The sequence below is a fragment of the Sphingobacterium anhuiense genome (genome assembly GCF_042686355.1).
In the GTDB taxonomy this organism is placed as follows: Bacteria; Bacteroidota; Bacteroidia; order Sphingobacteriales; family Sphingobacteriaceae; genus Sphingobacterium; species Sphingobacterium anhuiense.
In genome coordinates this window covers 26,783-40,751 of record NZ_JBHUPE010000011.1, presented here as the reverse complement: position 1 = coordinate 40,751, position 13,969 = coordinate 26,783, and the positions used below count along the sequence as shown (strand labels likewise).

The 13,969-nt window shown below is 35.8% G+C and carries 6 protein-coding genes; 5 read left to right on the top strand and 1 reads right to left on the bottom strand.

Translation table 11 applies throughout. The features are described from left to right. Nucleotides 1-21 precede the first annotated feature (21 nt). On the bottom strand, nt 22-4,074 hold the full coding sequence (locus ACFS6I_RS20200; RefSeq protein ID WP_380923317.1) for a hybrid sensor histidine kinase/response regulator transcription factor: 4,053 nt from the start codon (nt 4,072-4,074) through the stop codon (nt 22-24). 518 nt (nt 4,075-4,592) lie between these two features. On the opposite strand from ACFS6I_RS20200, the gene ACFS6I_RS20195 reads away from it, so the two are divergent. The 5 genes from ACFS6I_RS20195 (at nt 4,593) to ACFS6I_RS20175 (ending at nt 13,886) form a co-directional block, all read left to right on the top strand. Next, nucleotides 4,593-5,705, top strand: a complete 1,113-nt coding sequence (locus ACFS6I_RS20195; RefSeq protein ID WP_380923315.1) for a glycoside hydrolase family 88/105 protein — start codon at nt 4,593-4,595, stop codon at nt 5,703-5,705. Further along, nucleotides 5,705-6,940: a DUF2264 domain-containing protein gene (locus ACFS6I_RS20190; protein WP_380923313.1), complete on the top strand. Its 1,236-nt coding sequence runs from the start codon at nt 5,705-5,707 to the stop codon at nt 6,938-6,940. The genes ACFS6I_RS20195 and ACFS6I_RS20190 overlap by 1 nt, the downstream gene beginning before the upstream one ends. Before the next feature lie 12 nt (nt 6,941-6,952). Further along, on the top strand, nt 6,953-8,308 hold the full coding sequence (locus ACFS6I_RS20185) for a BNR repeat-containing protein (RefSeq protein ID WP_380923311.1): 1,356 nt from the start codon (nt 6,953-6,955) through the stop codon (nt 8,306-8,308). Between the two features lie 2 nt (nt 8,309-8,310). Next, nucleotides 8,311-10,335 (top strand): DUF2264 domain-containing protein, encoded by a 2,025-nt coding sequence (locus ACFS6I_RS20180; RefSeq protein WP_380923309.1) that lies wholly within the window; start codon nt 8,311-8,313, stop codon nt 10,333-10,335. Between the two features lie 539 nt (nt 10,336-10,874). Further along, the gene (locus ACFS6I_RS20175) at nt 10,875-13,886 is read left to right on the top strand and encodes a SusC/RagA family TonB-linked outer membrane protein (RefSeq protein WP_380923307.1); all 3,012 of its coding nucleotides are present in this window, start codon (nt 10,875-10,877) and stop codon (nt 13,884-13,886) included. Nucleotides 13,887-13,969 lie beyond the last annotated feature (83 nt).

Here is a 13,969-nt window from a genome sequence, read left to right as displayed (position 1 = left end):
AAGATGAAAAAGACAGTTTGATCAAATATGTTGTGCAGTTGTATTTTTTTGAAACTCAGTAGGAGTTATCCCAAATGATGCCTTGAAGCAAGTTGCAAAGTATCTTGGGTCAGAGAAACCTGTCGCGAAAGCCACTTCACTAACTGTAATTGATTTATCTTTTTCCATCATTTGACATGCATGCTTAAGGCGAATATTCTTTATAAATTCACTTGGAGATAAATCTAGCAAAACTTTGGTTTTACGATACAAAGTTGATTTGGATAGTGCCAGAATTTCACCGAGCTTGATAATATCAAATTGATCATCACTTAAATTTTCTTCAACAACTTTGATCATCCGTTGTAAAAACTGTTCATCAACAGGCGTGTAATCCAAAGTAGCGATATTAATTTGTGTGTTGTTGTTGAAGTTGATTTGCTTCGTCCGTTTATTGATGATAAAACTCTGTATTTTGGCTTCTAAAACTTGAATGTCAAAAGGTTTACTGATGTAACCCTCAGCTCCAGCTTGATAGCATTCTATACGATCTTCCATACTATTTTTGGCAGTTAGCAACAATATTGGAATATGATTGATTTCCATATTTTGTTTGACAGCTCTGCACAGAGAAAGCCCATCCATTTCAGGCATCATGATATCACTAACAATGATATCAATTTCATTTTTATTTAAAAGATCGAGTCCTTGCTTACCGTCAGAGGCAACGTGAACATAATATTTTTTTGATAAAATGCTAAACATGGTTTGTTGAAGATCTTCATTGTCTTCTACTAATAGAATATGTAGTTGTTTTGAGTTTTCATTCGTATCTTCAATGATAGCTGTTGTGAATTTGTCTGCTTCGTAAGTAATTTCGTCTTTTTTAACAAAAGATTCGTTCCATATCTGAATACCATTTTTGACATAAAATTCCTGATCAACTGGTAATATGATTTGGAAGCAGGTTCCTTGATCAGGAACACTTTCAACAGTAATTTTACCAAAATGAATATCAACTAACTCCTTTGTTACTGAGAGACCAATCCCATTGCTTTCTTGATTTACAAATGACTTATTGTTATAAAATGGTTTAAATATTTTATCTAACTCATCTTTATCGATTCCAATGCCATTATCACGTACAAAAAGATAGAGCAGTTTTTGTTTTTTATCTTCTTTAATATAGTATGACAGGGTGATTTTACCACCTCTAGGTGTGTATTTAAAGGCATTCGAGAGTAAATTGAAAAGAATCTTATCCATTTTATCCGCGTCATAGTAGATATCTGTTGTACACTCTCCATGATTGATTTCAAATTCAATATTTTTTCGAATGGCTAATGGGTTAAAAAATACATGGCTCAATTGATTTATAAATGTGGGCAGATATTCTTGACTAACTTTCAATTCCATCAAATTATTTTCTATTCTTCGGAAATCCAAAATTTGTTGCAATAAGCGTTTTAGGCGATCTAGATTCAATCTCATTTTTTCAAACTGACTTAAATGATGCTTTGTGGTCATTTGAACATCGTCGACTAAACAAGAAATAATGGTTAGTGGTGTTAACAAGTCGTGAGAAATACTTGTAAAATAGCTGAGTTTGGACTGTGCCAGTGCATTTGCATTTTCTTTTTCTATTTGGGCTATTTTTAGATCATTTCTTAATTTTAAACGATGTAAAGTAAAATTTATGAAATAGTAAAATATACCAATCAGTAGACACGCATATAAGAAATAGGCTAAGTTACTCTCATAAAATGCAGCCTTTTTGTAAATATTAATTTCAGTAATCGTCGTATTCCATTTATTATTTAAATCAGTCGATTTTATTAAAAAACGATAGGATCCTTTTCCTAAATTATTATATGCTGCAAAAATCCGATCTCGAGATGCATTGATCCAATCCTGATCAATACCTTCTAACTTGTAGGCATATCGAAGTTTATTATCCTGGGTATAGCCAAGGGATGAAAAGGAAAATTCTATATTTTGGTCTTCGGGGTCTAATGTTAGTATCTGTTGATTAAAATTAAATTTTTTCTGATTGGATTCAAGGACAATGGATTTATTATTAATCTTGATATCTGTTACTTGCACTTTAGCTTTATAATTTGGGATATTGCTATTATCGTCCAATCTAACCATTCCGTTATATCCTCCAAAGTAGACCGAGTTTGATTTTTTATCAATCGTAAATGCTCTTTTGGAAAACATATTGACTTGCAGGCTGTCAGTCGATGTAAATTCCAAAATATCTTTATTGAGTGCATTTATTTTAAATATATTTCGGGTGCTGGAAAGCCATACCGTATTATTTAGGCAGACGATATCCAATAGTTGGTTCTTTCCAAATAAAGCCGAATTTGCCAATTCCTCCATTTTCTTTAAATCTCTTTGATAATAGAGTAAGCGATTATCTTTGGTTCCAATCCATAGATTATCATTTTTATCAACATCTAAGGATTCAATTTGATTTGTTTTGAGAACTGCTGTTGATTGACCAATATGTTGGATGATCTGTTCAGGATTATTTTTATTGATGTAATAAATGCCGCTTCCTTTGGTAGCAATCCAGATATTTGATTTTTTATCTTCAGCTATGCTAACCGCTTGATCTTTTATTTTTGTGATGAGCTTTATTTTTTTGCTTTTTGGATCACTATATAATACACCTTGGTTAGTCGCTATCCAAGTTCTCGATTGACTATCTTGAAAAAAGAAGATGGGGACCCCGGAGTGATTGGCTTCACGTTTTAGATCAATCTTATAGTCTAACTTGATATTGTTAAGCTGTTTTTTGAAAACGTTTATAGTTGCTTCATAAGCAGAACCGACCCACAGTTCATGCTGTACATCAATGGCGCAGCTGGCAGCTCTAATGGATATTAATTCGCGTAAATTGGCGTTACTATAGGTATTTAATAAACCATCTTTAGGATTTAAACTTCCAAAACCAAAACGCTCTAGATTAAACCAAAAGATACCCTTTTTATCTCGATATAACATATTTACATTGGGAGCAATGCTATATCGACTTTTAATTTCTTTAAAGGTGTAATTTTGAATGAGAGGTTTATCAAAACTAATCGTAGATATTCCTTTCCCACCGATAGACAACCATAATGTTCCTGATCTATCTTGATAAATATCATTGAAGATATTGGTTGTATGATCAAAATGGGGAGCCATATTTACTTCTTGAAGTGCACCATCTATATATTGAAAAGTAGAGATACCAGAAAATGAAAGTATCCAAATATAATTGCGATGCCGATCTTGAACGATGTTATAGAATAAATCTTCCTTTCCAATATTTCGACGCTTGTTTTTGATTTCTATTTCTTGATATAAATTCTTTCTATTGTCTGGATTAAATAAATAAATCCCATCCCCCCAGGTACATACCCAGAGTTGTTTATTATGATCTTCAAATAATTTAAAAGGATTGTTACGTGTTCCAAGTTTTGGGTACGCAACGAATTGATTTGTTTGTATATCTAATTTAAATAACCCTTGTTCCCAAATGGCTACCCAAATATTGCCATTTTTATCTTCAAATATGGTATTAACAGTCCCCGGTGGTATTTTGTAAATGGAATTTTGATCATCTTGATAGTTTTGGATAATGGATAAGTCTTTGTTATATACCACAATACCATTGTCTGATCCTACCCATAATCTGTTTTTTTTATCAATCAGTAATGTTGTAATACGTGTTGCAGATTGGAGGTTATTTTTGAAGGGTTTGATTACATAGCTTTCTTTTTCTAATGTATATAATCCTTTTTCTGTACCTAGAATGAGGTAATTATGATATTCTACTAGTGTTTTAATGTTCTGGTTGGTAGCCGTTTTACCATCATTGGTCTTCAATTTGAAATTTAAAATATTATAGGCGTCATATCTACTTAATCCCTGTGTAGAAGCAAACCAGATATACCCATCCTTATCCTGACAAGTTTGATTGATTGTCAATGAGGGTAATTCATTATTTTTGGTAATGGGATTCAATCCCATTTGTTGACCACTAACTTGGATATGGAAAAGTAAATATATAATGAAGAAGAAGGTTTGATATGTATTTTTCATAATCAATTGGTTTAATCTAATCAGATCGACAATTTGTTCTTCACTTATATCTCTTTTGCATCAACTTTGTCTAAAGAGCCAATGAATTAAATAACACAAGAAAAAAGGGAAACTTAATTTAATTCCTTAATCAATAATGGTTAGCTTTAAATAGCTCATTTTTTCCGTCTTACTTGAGCATCTAAATGGTTCAAAAAGTCAGATTCAAATTGGTATCTTTTTTAAAGATATAGAATGTTATTTAAAATAAATGTAATATAAACATTTATTTTAAAAATTGATTATTTTCCTGTTTGTATCTCCTTTTATCAAAAACTCCGTAAAAATGTGTTTTTAGTCAAAAGAAACATCTAATCAATGGCTATAATCATAAAATGATCCCATTTTGTATGTTGAATAAACTAAAATTAAACATCGACCGTATTGATTTTATCTAGATTTGGATAATCAATCTTCAATCATATTTACATCTGCTAAACCCTGTTGATTGGATTTTTTAAACCTTAAAATTTTAAAATATGCACAAATACGTTCTTGTTTATTTTCTTCTGATTACTTATTCTGTCTTTGGACAAGATTTAAAAAAAAGTGATGTTTTGGCCCAATTGAATGTTGCGAATCAATATTGGCAGACCAATCATAAGCCTCAAGTTTGGGCATTTTGGGATCAAGCCGCTTATCACAGTGGTAATATGGAGTTTTATAAAGAGTTTAAAAATAAAAACTTCTTAAAATATACCGAAGATTGGGCAGATTTTAATGAATGGAAGGGTGCAAAATCAACTGATAAAGCGAATTGGAAATATAGCTATGGGGAGACCGATGACTATGTGTTATTTGGCGATTGGCAGATCTGTTTTCAAACGTATATTGATCTTTATCATATCGCTCCTAAAGCTTACAAGATAGCTCGAGCGCAAGAAGTGATGAATTACCAAATTCATTCCAAACATCATGATTACTGGTGGTGGGCAGATGGACTGTATATGGTTATGCCCGTGATGACTAAGATGTACAAGTTAACTAAAAACCCGCTCTATTTAGAAAAACTTCATGAATATTTGGATTATGCAGATAGTATCATGTATGATAAGGATGAAAAATTGTATTATAGGGATGCAAAATACGTTTATCCAAAACATAAGACTGCCCATGGAAAAAAAGACTTTTGGGCGAGAGGTGATGGTTGGGTATTCGCGGGATTAGCAAAAGTGCTACAAGATCTACCCAAAGACAATGCTCATTATAAACATTATGTAAAACGTTTTCAAGATATGGCCGATGCTATTGTAGCGTGTCAACAGAAGGAGGGTTTCTGGACGAGAAGTATGCTGGATCCAGAACATGCACCAGGTCAAGAATCCAGTGGAACGGCATTCTTTACTTATGGACTTCTTTGGGGCATTAATAATGGTATTCTGAACAAGAATGAATTTGAGGGTGCTGCAAAAAAAGGATGGCATTATTTAAGTACTGTTGCTTTACAGCGTAATGGAAAAGTAGGTTATATTCAGCCTATAGGAGAAAAGGCCATACCGGGTCAAGTGGTTGATGCCCATTCAACATCGCCATTCGGTGTCGGAGCATTTTTATTGGCAGGTGTTGAAATGTATAGATATTTAAGCGAGTAATGATGAAAAATGTATGGACATTATGGATATTCATATGCTTCGCCGCTATGACATATGGGCAGAAGAGAAATCCTATTGCATGGAAAGAAACTTCAAGAGCCTTTTGGCTAAAGGAGATGGATCGTATGGCAAGACCGGTTATGCGTAGTCTGGCTCATGACAGTTTAAAGATCAATATGCCTCAAATTACTTCTGTTGCAGTTGACAATAAAGAACATCGCATTCAAGTACAATATGTAGAGGTATTAGGTCGAGTTTTAAGCGGAATATCGCCTTGGTTGGCTTTGAATGATGGTTCGGAAGAAGAGCAAGCATTGAGAAAACAATATCGCAATTGGACTATTCAAGCCTTAAAAAATGCCTTGGATAGTAATGCAAATGATTTTATGCGTTTTGATCTAGGTGGGCAGCAATTAGTGGATGCCTCATTTATTTCAGTTGCTTTTTTGCGTTGTCCTTGGTTATGGGATCATCTGGATCCTGTAACCCAAGGTCATTTGATTGAGGCTATCAAAACGACACGTCAATTCAGACCGGTGTTTTCCAATTGGTTACTTTTTTCTGCTATGAATGAAGCTTTTTTAGCCCAGTACAGTACAAGTTGGGATGTTATGCGAGTGGATTATGCTTTTCAACAACTGGAACAATGGTATGTTGGAGATGGGATGTATATGGATGGTCCTCATTACGCATATGATTATTATAATAGTTATGTCATTCATCCTTTTTTATCCGGAATTATGGATGTCATCGATCAAAAGACTAAAAATTATGATAGCATGTTTGCAAAAATTAAATTACGAAACCAACGATATGCCATTATATTGGAAAGGTTGATTAATACAGATGGGACTTTTCCACCATCGGGCCGGTCAGTAATTTATCGTGGAGCAGCATTTCATCATCTGGCAGACATGGCATTGAAAAAGAGATTACCCAAAGAGTTAACGGAAGGACAAGTTCGCGCCGCTTTATCTGCCGTTATGAGGAAAACATTTGAAAGCCCATCAACTTACCATCAAAACTGGTTAACGATTGGTTTATATGGAGATCAGCCCGGATTAGGGGATTTTTATAACAATCAGGGGAGTCCATATTTATGCAGTACTATTTTTTTACCTCTTGGACTTTCTGAAACGGATAGTTTTTGGACTTCCAAAGAAGAAGAATGGAGTTCGAAGCGTATTTGGTCTGGACAGGATTGGAAAAAAGATCAAAGTAAAGTCATTCAATAATAGATAGGAGTCATGAGATTAATAACATTTTGTACAGTTGGGGTAATTCATTTTTATCTTATCCTTTCCTTAAATTTCTGTTTTTCACAAAGCAAGCAGCTTCAGGTCATGGAAGTTGGAGACGGTTGGGCTAAGAATACGGTCAATACAGCTGTTTTTCGAAAAAATTCTCTCGTTAGTGACGCCCAGTTTCAATACATAGCCTACTATAACGACAAAGGACAAGTGGTATTGGGAAAGAGAAAACTAAATGAGAAGAGCTGGCAGCTACAGGTTACCGAATATTCGGGTAGAGCTCAGGATGCACATAATATTATCAGTATCATGATTGATGGAGATGGATATTTACATGTTTGTTGGGATCATCATAATGGTCAGTTGCGATATGCTCGAACAAAACAGCCGCATACACTGGACTTAGGATCTGAGCAGTCTATGATCGGGAAAGATGAACAGTATGTGACTTATCCTGAATTTTTTAAAATGCCTGATGGTTCATTATTATTTCTTTATCGTGATGGCGGTTCTGGATCAGGAAATCTTGTTATGAATAATTATGATCCCAAGAATAAAAAATGGACTAGACTGCATCGTAATTTAATCGATGGAGAAGGGAAACGAAATGCTTATTGGCAGGCATATGTCGATAACCAAGGAACGATACATTTGTCTTGGGTATGGCGAGAAAGTCCTGATGTAGCCAGTAATCATGATATGGCCTATGCTTGTTCTAAGGATGGAGGGCTCACTTGGGAGTCTACTACTGGAGCTCAATATACATTACCTATACAGGAATCAACAGCGGAATATGCGGTGCGTATTCCTCAAAACAGTGAACTGATCAATCAAACATCGATGGCTGCAGATGATGATGGGAATCCATTTATTGCGACTTATTGGCGGGCTGCGGGTTCTACAATTCCTCAATATAAACTTATTTATTATAGGAGAGGTGCTTGGGAAGTCCGTTCTTTTGATTTTAGAAAAATGTCTTTCAGTTTGAGTGGACATGGAACAAAAGAAATACCTATAGCGAGACCACAATTAATGGTTAAGGGGAGAGGAGACAAAGTTGCTGTCATGCTCTTGTTCCGGGATAAGGAAAGATTAAGTCGAGCTTCTGTCTTGAACTTAAATAAGGTGACGGATGATGATTATCAACTATTTGATTTGAATAACGAATCATTAGGAGCATGGGAACCCAGTTATGATACTGAAATGTGGCGAAACAAGGGACGATTATCATTATTTGTTCAAGCTACTGATCAAAAGGATGGAGAAGGACTTTTGGAATCTGGTCCAAGTAAGGTCAGGGTTATTGAATGGACGCCTAATCTCGAGGCAATAAAAAATATAATCAAACATTAATTATGAAAAAATACATGTTTGGGTTTATGTCCTGCTTCATATTTATTGTATCCTATCCCATGGATATGTTCGGACAAGGGACAAGAGATACTGTTTTTAACGTCAAAAATCCAGATCTTAATCTCAGTCCCTATACCGGTATGAACCGTCAACATTGGTTAGATGCAGCCGAATATCTTTTAAAGGGTGCCTTTAGTTATGTTAGTAATCTGGATAGCCCGATGGAGTTTCCTAAACAACCAGGCCGTAGTTATCCTAGAGATGGGGTTCATACGGAAACAGAACGGTTGGAAGGACTTTGTAGGACCCTGTTTATTGCTTTGCCTTTGATGAAGGCAAATCCAGATTATGAAATTGGTGGTCTAAAGATTGCCGATTATTATCGGCATCAGATTACGCAGCTAGTGAATCCACAATCTGCGAGTTTCATTCCACCTTTACCCAAAAAAGGAGGACCAAGTCAAAAGCTTGTTGAATTTGGTGGTTTGGCCGTATCTCTTATGGCCGCTCCCGAAATTTTATGGGATCCGCTATCACAGGAGAAAAAAGATACTTTAGCGCATACCCTCTTAAGTTATGGCAACGGACCTACTATTAATATGAATTGGCGTTTTTTTAATGTCATGATTTTAAGCTTTTTTAAGAGTAAAGGTTACTCGATAAGTGAAGATTATTTAAAGGAATTGTTGGAAAAATGTTTATCTGATTATAAGGGGGATGGTTGGTATAATGATCAGCCTTATTATGATTATTATAGTATGTGGGGGTATCAGATGTACGGAACTTTATGGGCTACCTATTATGGCGATGAGCTGTATCCAGATTATGCGAAGAAGTTCAGAACTCATTTAAGAGAAATGGTCGGTCATTATCCTTATATGTTCAGTAAGGATGGCGAAATGATTATGTGGGGGAGAAGTATTGCCTATCGAATGGGAGCTGCTGTTCCTTTTCCACTGATGGGATTTCTTGAGGATCAAAGTATCAATTATGGATGGATGCGAAGAATTGCATCAGGAACACTGCTACAATTTCTGAAAAATCCTGATTTTTTATCTGAAGGTATTCCCACACTTGGTTTTTATGGTGCATTTGAACCTGCCGTGCAGGAATATAGCTGTAGAGGGAGTGCTTTTTGGTTGGGTAAAATATTTTTAGGATTGCTCATTCCTGATGATAATATATTTTGGACAGCAAATGAAAATTTAGGTGCTTGGGAGAGCGAGATACCAAAAGCGAAGGTGTTGAATAAGCTTGCTCCTGGTGCTGAAATTTTGATTACTGATTATGCTGGAATTGGCGCATCAGAGATCAGGGCTTGGTGTGATAGTAAAACTATCGGCTATTATCAGGGAACGGAGAATTATAATAAACTGGCTTATAATAGCGCATTTCCTTGGCAAGCGGATGGAAAGAACGGTGAAGTATCAATGAACTATATGTTTCAAATTGGTGGGAAGAAATGGGAATCACTTCGCCGTTATAAATTCAAAGGCTATCAGGATGATATTTATTACAGGGACGCTGTATTAGCTTCGGATTCGACGATCAGATTTCAACTTGCAGATGTTATACTTCCTAATGGAATCTTGCGTGTGGATCAGGTGCATAGTCAAAAAACTGCTGCTCTGCGTTTGGGGCACTATGCTTTACCTAAATATGAAGGTAGACCAATTGTTGAGCATCAAATTAAATATAAAAAATGGACAGCAAGTATTATTGACAATGGGCAGTATCAGTTAGCTGTTGTTCCTGTTGAGGGCTGGGAAGAGGTGGAGATAGTAAGTGCTGCAGGTTTAAACCCAGTTTCTGAAACGAGTAAAGTCCTGAATTTAAAAGCAAACACAAGTGCAAATCAAAAGCAATTGTTTGCGACACTTATGTTATGGAAAAAATCGGGCGAAAAATGGACTAATGATGAATTATTCCCAATAAAAAAATTGAACCAAAAGCTGAATCAAGTAGGAATTAGTAGGAAAAATGGTCGTTATCAAGCTTTGAATTTGATATCCACGGATCAACAATAATAACCTTTGATCAATATTTTGCAAGTGAAAAGTGTAATGGCGAATATGATCTATATCAAAGGTCGTTATGGTTAAGAATCTATTTTAAGTATTTAGAGAAAAGAGTTAATGCTACTGCGCAAGAGCTAGTATATATCGCAACAAAATTTTTAAAACCATTTTATTTAAAATGTCCCCAAGGCATCTCTTAAATAAAATGGTTTTTGCTTTTTATTGAGTTTTAGTGAATTATTATGACTCCTGAATAGATTTTCAACCTTATTGAATCGATTTCAAACCGTTCATAAGCGAATCCGTTATAATTTTGACCTAGAGGGAATTGGAAAATAGCGCAATAAGAGTGCTTCTCTTCCTAACCAATGGAATTTTAGCGAATGATCTTCTTGAGTTTGCTAAGTACCAATTATAAACAAAAATATAAACTATACGATGATGGGATCAAGTTGAAATCAACCTTTAGGGGGATTATAGGATAAAGGTATGGTCCTATAATAAAAGGAATAAAATAGTAATTCTAATCTAAAAACCAATTGTAAATTATGTTAACCCACTATTGCAATAAATACGCAAAAAGCACCTTGCTATTAAACAGTTTATTTTTAATAGCGATGACTAGTTATGGTCAAGCAACTTCCATAAAGGGAAATATTCGAGACGCTTCTACAGGAAAAACCATAAGCAACATTACCGTTAAAGTAAAAGGAAGTTCGGTCAGTACACAAACAAATACCGTCGGTAGCTTTACCATTCAAGCTAATCCCGGAAATACTTTGATCATTTCCTCGGTCGGATATCAGGAAAAGGAGGTTATTGTACCTCAGGGGGGAATTGTTGATGTTACGCTTGTTCCATTTGAAAATGTACTTGACGAATTAGTTGTGGTCGGATACGGAACACAAAAGAGATCGGATGTTACGGGTTCTGTGGCATCAGTGCCAAAAGATCGATTATCAAAAATTCCGGTAACAAATGTTATGCAGGCCATACAAGGAGCAGTATCAAATGTGACTGTTTCACAGGCATCTTCTATTCCTGGAGACGCACCATCTGTTCAAGTTCGTGGTAAAAATTCGATCACTGCAACATCAGAGCCTTATCTTGTTGTTGATGGCATTCCTTTATCAAGGACTGATGGCTCTATTAATGATATCAATCCCAATGATATTGAGTCGGTCGAAATATTAAAAGATCCATCAGCTGTTGCGATTTATGGTGTAAACGGTTCTAATGGTGTTATTTTGATCACTACAAAACGTGGTACATCTGGAACTCCCCGTATTCGTTATAGTGGATATGGCGGAGTCGAAAATGTCGCGCATATCCTTAAACCGGTGTCTGGCGAAGAGCTTTTAAAACGTTATGCTGAATATGCCCGCATTAATAATGGTACGCTATATAATGGTGGCCCAGTGCGCAATCAGTTTGAGTTTGATAACTATACCAATGGCGTGACTACTGATTGGTTAGATGCAGTGATGCAAACAGGTGTGATCCAGAATCACAATGTCAGCTTATCAGGTGGAAGTGAGAATGCAAAATACTTTGTTTCTGGAGATTATCTCGATCAAAAGGGTGTACTTTTAGGTTATAATTATAAGCGGTATTCGTTTCGGACCAATACTGATTTTAAACCGACAAAATATTTATCGGTAGGTACATCTTCTTTTATCGTTGCACATAATAAAGACGGTGGTCGTGCGAGTTTATTACAAGCAGCAGCAATGAGCCCTTATGCTAAGATGTATAATGATGATGGTTCGCTAACTCAGTTTCCGATGTATTCGGAACAGCTTTGGACCAATCCACTTTTGCCAACGACATTAAATCCAGAACGTCGTCAATTTAATATCTCCTTAAATGGTTATGCCGATCTTAATTTTGGGGAGCTTTACAAACCGCTGGTAGGTTTAAAATATAAACTCAACGCCGGATATTCTTACGTTCCTGTTCGTAATAATGAATATGAAGGTGAGAGTGTTTATAATTTTGCAGGCATGGGCCGTATCACCAACAGTGAATCGCAGTCCTATACATTGGAAAATATATTGACATACACGAAGGATTTTGGTAAGCATCATATTGATTTCACCGGATTGTATGCCTCAAAAAGTAAGTATTGGCAACAAGCTATTGCTACTGGAGAAGTATTTCCTAATGATGCTTTGGAATGGGGAAATCTTGGTGCAGCGACTACTCAAAAAGTATCTTCTCAGGCGGATCTGTATCGTTCCATCTCTCAGATGGGTAGAATAAACTACTCTTATGATAGCCGTTATTTATTTACAGCGACTGTACGTCGCGATGGCGCATCTGTTTTTAGTAAAAATAGTAAGTATGGCGTATTTCCATCTTTCGCTGCGGCTTGGAACATACACAATGAGTCGTTCATGAGTGGTGTCAAAGATGTGGTGGATAATTTGAAATGGAGAATATCTTATGGTATATCAGGAAATGAAGCTATTGGTATATATCAAACGCTTTCCTTGATGGATGCAAGTACCATCGCACTGAATGGCTTATCGAACACCGCTTTAAATATTCGTACGAGAATGGGGAATGATAATTTGGAGTGGGAAAAAACGAAGGGGTTGAATACAGGTATTGACTTTGGATTATTCAAAAATAGGCTAAGTGGAAGTATCGATATGTATAAAACCAATTCTTATGATATGCTATTATTACAACGCCTTCCAAGACTTACTGGTTTTGCAGAGGTCTTCTCCAATCTTGGGAAAGTGTCTAATACAGGTATAGATCTTACATTGAATACTAAAAATATCGTTAAAAATGATTTTAATTGGTCTACTACATTGGTCTACTCCCGTAACAAAAATAAGATTGTAGAAGTTTATGGCGATGGTAAGGAGGATTTAGGCAATAGATGGTTCATTGGGCATCCGCTCGGTGTGATCTATGATTTTACTAAAGTGGGTATCTGGCAGGAAGATGAAATAAAGGCTGGAGCTAATAAGGGATGGGATGAACGGGCTGAAGCTGGAAGTGTAAAATTAGCGGATCTGAATGGCGATGGTTTAATCAACGAAGACGACCGCTCGGTATTGGGACAAACTGCTCCGAAATGGACCGCTGGACTTACCAATACGTTCGGATATAAAGCGTTTACTTTAAATGTTTTTATAAACACGGTTCAAGGTGCACTACGTAATAATCCACAGATAGGTTCGGCAGCAGATGAAATGGGACGAAAAAGTACACCAGCAGAATTGGGCTATTGGACTCCTGAAAATAAAAGTAACGAGTGGCGTTCCTTGAGTAACCGTTCCAATGTATATGGTTATGGATTTCCATCAAATGCAAGTTTTACGCGGTTGAAAGATGTGACATTAAGTTATAACATGCCGCAGCATACATTCAATAAATTAGGTATTAATGGTGCTACGATTTATGTAAGCGGTCGAAACCTATATACGTGGACCAATTGGATCGGTTGGGATCCTGAAGCTCGAGATATCACCCGTGGATCTGCAAATGATAACCTGAATTATCCGATGGTTCGCACTTATGTACTTGGATTTAATTTAACCTTTTAATGAAATCATGAAACCATCATGAGTAAATGTGCACAAAGAAAGATGAATACTGCTCATGATAGCTTCATCATTGCTAATAAATA

Bases quoted from the DNA above. Each gene is read 5' to 3' on its own strand.
- ACFS6I_RS20180 (WP_380923309.1), top strand. From the start codon at position 8,311: ATGAAAAAATACATGTTTGGGTTTATGTCCTGCTTCATATTTATTGTA.
- ACFS6I_RS20190 (WP_380923313.1), top strand. From the start codon at position 5,705: ATGATGAAAAATGTATGGACATTATGGATATTCATATGCTTCGCCGCT.
- ACFS6I_RS20200 (WP_380923317.1), bottom strand. From the start codon at position 4,074: ATGAAAAATACATATCAAACCTTCTTCTTCATTATATATTTACTTTTC.
- ACFS6I_RS20185 (WP_380923311.1), top strand. From the start codon at position 6,953: ATGAGATTAATAACATTTTGTACAGTTGGGGTAATTCATTTTTATCTT.
- ACFS6I_RS20175 (WP_380923307.1), top strand. From the start codon at position 10,875: ATGTTAACCCACTATTGCAATAAATACGCAAAAAGCACCTTGCTATTA.
- ACFS6I_RS20195 (WP_380923315.1), top strand. From the start codon at position 4,593: ATGCACAAATACGTTCTTGTTTATTTTCTTCTGATTACTTATTCTGTC.